The sequence below is a fragment of the Streptomyces sp. SBT349 genome, assembly GCF_001083795.1.
Taxonomy (GTDB): domain Bacteria; phylum Actinomycetota; class Actinomycetes; order Streptomycetales; family Streptomycetaceae; genus Streptomyces.
The window spans coordinates 1-4,377 of sequence record NZ_LAVK01000487.1 but is presented as its reverse complement, the minus strand read 5'-3'; the positions used below and the strand labels follow the sequence as shown (position 1 = coordinate 4,377).

General features: G+C 74.6%; 5 protein-coding genes. 2 read left to right on the top strand and 3 right to left on the bottom strand.

What is annotated here, in order from left to right; all coding sequences use genetic code 11:
- Nucleotides 1-37 precede the first annotated feature (37 nt).
- Together ADY01_RS33385 and ADY01_RS33380 are read right to left on the bottom strand one after the other, a co-directional pair.
- Nucleotides 38-982, bottom strand: a complete 945-nt coding sequence (locus tag ADY01_RS33385) for a GlxA family transcriptional regulator (RefSeq protein ID WP_049580505.1) — start codon at nucleotides 980-982, stop codon at nucleotides 38-40.
- Between the two features lie 4 nt (nucleotides 983-986).
- On the bottom strand, nucleotides 987-1,364 hold the full coding sequence (locus tag ADY01_RS33380; RefSeq protein ID WP_049580504.1) for a VOC family protein: 378 nt from the start codon (nucleotides 1,362-1,364) through the stop codon (nucleotides 987-989).
- 206 nt (nucleotides 1,365-1,570) lie between these two features.
- Between ADY01_RS33380 and ADY01_RS33375 the strand changes: the two genes are divergently transcribed.
- Entirely contained in the window at nucleotides 1,571-1,819 is a 249-nt protein-coding gene (locus ADY01_RS33375; RefSeq protein WP_159001583.1) for a hypothetical protein, read from the top strand.
- Between the two features lie 17 nt (nucleotides 1,820-1,836).
- On the opposite strand, the gene paaN is transcribed toward ADY01_RS33375, so the two are convergent.
- The gene (paaN, locus tag ADY01_RS33370; RefSeq protein ID WP_049580502.1) at nucleotides 1,837-3,486 is read right to left on the bottom strand and encodes a phenylacetic acid degradation protein PaaN; all 1,650 of its coding nucleotides are present in this window, start codon (nucleotides 3,484-3,486) and stop codon (nucleotides 1,837-1,839) included.
- 121 nt (nucleotides 3,487-3,607) lie between these two features.
- On the opposite strand from paaN, the gene ADY01_RS33365 reads away from it, so the two are divergent.
- The gene (locus ADY01_RS33365; RefSeq protein ID WP_049580501.1) at nucleotides 3,608-4,204 is read left to right on the top strand and encodes a TetR/AcrR family transcriptional regulator; all 597 of its coding nucleotides are present in this window, start codon (nucleotides 3,608-3,610) and stop codon (nucleotides 4,202-4,204) included.
- Nucleotides 4,205-4,377: the final 173 nt, after the last annotated feature.

Genomic DNA, 4,377 nt, shown 5'->3' with positions numbered 1-4,377 from the left:
GCGGCTGGTGGGGACGAGCCCGCTGGGCTACCGGCGCTCAGACGCGGAACGCGCGCCGGTAGCCCAGCGGGCTCGTCCCCACCAGCCGCTTGAACGTGTCCCTGAACGAGGTCGGTGAGCCGAAGCCGACCTGGGTGGCGATGCGCTCGATCGAGTGACCCGTGGTCTCCAGCAGATGCTGCGCCTTCCGGATCCGCGCGCGGTGCAGCCACTGGAGCGGCGTCGTGCCCGTTTGCTCCCGGAAACGCCGGTTCAGGGTGCGCGTGGAGAGACGGGCGCGGCGCGCGATGTCCTCCAGCCGCAGCTCGCGGTGCGCGTTCTCCCGCATCCAGCCCAGCAGCGGCTCCAGCGAGGCCCCGTCCGGGACGGGCTCCGGGTGCACGATGAACTGCGCCTGCCCGCCGTCCCGCTCCAGCGGCATCACGGCGGCCCGCGCCGCGTCGGCGGCCAGCGCGGCGCCGAAGTCGCGCCGGACCATGTGCAGGCAGAGGTCCAGCCCGGCCGCCGCCCCGGCCGAGGTCAGCAGCGAGCCGTTGTCCACGTAGAGCACGTCGGGGTCGACGGTGATCTCCGGGTAGCGCCGGGCCAGCTCGTCCGTGGCCAGCCAGTGCGTGGTGGCCCGCAGCCCGTTCAGCAGGCCGGTCGCCGCCAGGACGAACGTGCCCACGCAGATCGACGCCAGCCGCGCGCCCCGCGCGTGCGCCGCGCGCAACTCCTCGCACACCTCCTCGGGCACCGGGCCGTACGCGTCGTCCACGCCCGGCACGATCACCGTGTCCGCCGTCCGCACCGCGTCCAGCCCGTGCGGCACGCGCAGCGCGAACGGGCCCGCGTCCACCTCGGCGGCCGTGCCGCACACCAGCACCCGGTAGGCGGGGCCACCTCCGTCGGGCCGCTGCGCGGACCGGCCGAACACCTCGACGGGCGTGACCAGGTCGAAGGGGACCACGCCCTCCAGGGCCAGCACGGCGACGGTGTGCACGGCCTCAGCCCCAGTCGCGCGTCGACAGCACCAGCCGGTACCCGTCGGGGTCCCGGAGGGTGACGCCCCAGGTGTCCCAGTACGGGTTGTGCGCGGCGACGCGCGTGCCGCCATGGCTCTCGCAGCGGGCGACCAGCTCCTCGGGGACCTCCTCGCCGAGGTAGACCACCAGCAGGTCCTCGGGCGTCGGCGCCGGGACGATCCCCTCCCCGGCCGCGACCAGCTCCAGGTGCCAGCCCGCGTCCGGCCAGCCGACCATGAGCAGGCCCTCCTTGCGGAAGAGGACGGACAGACCGAGCCCCCCGGTCCAGAACCGCTCCGCCGCGGCCAGGTCCCCGGTGGGCCTGGCCAGCCTCACATGCGCCCGTCCGTCGGCACCCATGCCCGCTCCCTTCGACGGCGCCCCGTCTCACGGCGCCGTCCCTCGCGGCACCACGTCGGGAACTCCCGCCGCGCCCGCGGAATTCCCGGCTTCCCTCACCCGTAAGGGGGCTTGCGTTGCGCAATGCGGTGGATAGGTGCGCGGGAGGGGGACCTCGGACCCCCACAGTGGTGGTCGAGGATGACGATGACGTCGAGGGAGCCACGATGTCCTGGGCGAACGGCGCGTGTGTGGTCGACAAGCGGACCGGCAGGATCGGCCGGGTCTCCGGCCGGGCCGGGGCACGTCTGCGCCTGCGTCCGCTCCAGTGCGGCCGGGCCTGGGACTGCCCGCCCGAGTCCGTGCGCGCGGCCACCGAGTGGGAGCAGCGCAACGCCGACGTCCTGGACCCCACATGGCGGTTCTGGCGCCCGGCCGGTCCGCCCTCGGGCCTCCCGGGACCCATGCGCGGCTAGGTATCGACCCCGGGTCCTCAGCCCGGCCGCTGGATCTGCACCGTGCGGAAGCGGGGGGCGACGAACGCCGCGTCCACCAGGCTCGCGTTGGCCGCCGGGTTCCCCCCTGAGCCGTGGAAGTCGGAGAAGGCGGCGGTCTGGTTGACGTAGACGCGGCCCGTCAGGTTGAGCGAGAGCTGCGCGCACGTGTCCAGGCACGCGTCGACCAGCGCCTCCTCCACCTCCTCCGAGACCGTGTGCCCCAGCACGGTCATCGCCCCGCGCTCGGTCACCGTCCTGCGCAGCAGCGCGAGCGCGTCCGCCGTGGAGTCCACGGCGACCGCGAAGCTCACCGGGCCGAAGCACTCGGAGAGGAACGTCTTCTCCGCCGCCGGGTCGCCCGCGTCCAGCCGGACGATCGCCGGGGTGCGGACCGTCGCTCCCGGGAAGCCGGGGTGGGCCACCGCCCGTGGCGCGAGGGCCACCTCGCCCAACTCGCCGGCGCCCGCCGCCTCGACGCGCTCGCGCACCGCGTCGCTCACCAGCGCGCCCAGCACCGCCGTGGCCCGCGCGTCGTCGGCGAGCAGCCCCGCGACCGCGTCGGCCAGGTCGGCGACGACCTCGGCGAAGCCCTTCTCCCCCTCGTCCGTGGCGATCCCGCCGCGCGGGATCAGCAGGTTCTGCGGGGCGGTGCACATCTGGCCGCTGTAGAGGGAGAGCGAGAACGCCAGGTTCGCCAGCATCCCCCGGTAGTCGGCGGTGGAGTCCACGACCACCGTGTTGACCCCGGCCTTCTCCGTGAAGACCTGCGCCTGGCGGGCGTTGGCCTCCAGCCAGTCGCCGAACGCCGTGGAGCCCGTGTAGTCGACGATCCTGACCTCGTCGCGCAGCGCCAGCGTCCGCGCCAGGCCCTCGCCGTCCGCCTCGGCGGCCAGCGCCACCAGGTCGGGGGCGAAGCCCGCCGCGGCCAGCGCCTCGCGGGCGGCGCGCACCGCGAGCGCCAGCGGCAGCACGGCGCGCGGGTGCGGCTTGACCAGCACCGGGTTCCCGGTGGCGAGGGAGGCGAACAGGCCGGGGAACCCGTTCCACGTGGGGAACGTGTTGCACCCGACGACCAGCGCGATCCCCCGCGGCACCGGCACGTACTCCTTGGCCAGCGCCAGCGGGTCCCGTTTCCCCTGCGGCTTGCTCCACCCGGCGTGCGCCGGCGTGCGCGTCTGCTCCTGGTAGGCGTACGCGACCGCTTCGAGCCCCCGGTCCTGCGCGTGCGGCCCGCCCGCCTGGAGCGCCATGCCGAGGGCCTGCCCGGTGGTGTGCATCACCGCCTGCGCGAACAGGGGCGTGAGCGCGTTGATCCGGGCCAGGATGTCCACGCAGACCTCCGCCCGCGTTTCGGGCCCGGCCGCGCGCCAGGCGGGCAGCGCGGCGCGCATCGCGGGCAGCAGGACATCGGGGTCGGCGTGCGGGTAGGTGATGCCGAGCGGGAAGCCGTACGGCGAGATCTCGGCCCCCCTCCAGCCGTCCGTGCCCGGCTGCCCCAGCTCGAAACGGTCGTCGCACAGCGCCCGGAACGCGGCCTCGCCGTCGCCCTCGTAGGCTTTGGGGTGCTCGGGATGCGGCGTCCAGTACGCCCGGCTGCGCAGGGTCTCGACGGCGGTGTGCAGCGTCGCACGGTGGGATGAGGCCATGGCACGATAGTGCTACCGAACGATCGGTCGGTGCAAGACCGCGGACGCGCACGACCCCGGCCGCGCGCCCGGGGAGCACGGCTCGGGCGCACGGACGACAACCACGACACGGAAGACGGCGATGGCAGCTCGGCGCGACACGTACACCCCGCAGACGCTCCTTCAGGTCGCGGTCGGCGTCTTCAACGAACGCGGCTACGACGGCACGTCGATGGAGCACCTCGCCCGCGCCGCGGGCATCTCCAAGTCCTCGATCTACCACCACGTCCCGGGCAAGGAGGAGCTGCTTCGCCGCGCCGTCAGCCACGCGCTCGACGGCCTGGACGCGGTCCTGGAGGAGCCCGCCGCCGGGACCGGGCCGGCCGTCGACCGCCTCGAACACGTCGTGCGCCGCACCGCCGAGGTGCTGATGGAACGGCTGCCCTACGTCACGCTGCTGCTGCGCGTGCGCGGCAACACGGAGACCGAGCGCTGGGCCCTGGAACGCCGCCGGGAGTTCGACCACAGCGTGGCCGAGCTGCTGCGGAAGGCCGTCGCCGAGGGCGACCTGCGGCCGGGCACGGACGTCAGGCTGGCGACCCGGCTGCTCTTCGGCATGATCAACTCGATCGTCGAGTGGTATCGGCCACAGCGCGGGGGGCCGCAGGTCTCCTCCCAGGTGGTCGAAGCCGTCATATCCACCGCATTCGCCGGCCTGCGCGGAACGGGCCGCCCCTGATCACCGGCCCGAGTCCGGCCGGGCGGCGGCCGATCCCCGCCGCCGAGGCCGCCGCGCGCCCGTCATCAACTACCCTGACCCCGGCGGGGGGTGACGCAGCAGTCCCAGCAGACGCACGCGAACCCGGGAAGCCCATGAACTCCGACCGCCCCAGCGGCCCCCTCCCGTACGCC